The 340-nt window shown below is 68.8% G+C and carries 1 protein-coding gene; it reads right to left on the reverse strand.

Annotated elements, in window-relative coordinates; genetic code table 11:
• A partial coding sequence (locus tag R5H29_RS01540; protein ID WP_332328631.1) for a GTPase occupies window positions 1–340 on the reverse strand: 340 nt, incomplete at both ends.

Here is a 340-nt window from a genome sequence, read left to right on the forward strand (position 1 = left end):
GGTCGGCATCCCCAGCTTTGGCGTGAGCACGGCGGACGCCCTCGGCTTCAAGAGGATCGTCGGTGGTCCGAATGCCTGCCGTATCCACAAGCGTAATGGGGACGCCGGCCACCTCGAGCCGGGCTTCCACCGCGTCTCGCGTCGTGCCCGGCCGGTCGGAGACGATGGCGACGTCGCGCCCAGCGAGGGCATTCAGCAAAGTCGACTTGCCGACGTTCGGGGCGCCGAGGATCGCAACGGTCATCCCGTCGCGAAGGCGCTCACCTCGCCTCGCCATTTCGCGCGCGGCGGCGAGATCGGCGATGAGTGCGTGAATTGCCTCCTCCAGCGCGCGGTCGGT

The sequence above is a fragment of the Stenotrophomonas sp. A3_2 genome, from assembly GCF_036624925.1.
Lineage (GTDB): Bacteria > Pseudomonadota > Gammaproteobacteria > Xanthomonadales > Xanthomonadaceae > Stenotrophomonas > Stenotrophomonas hibiscicola.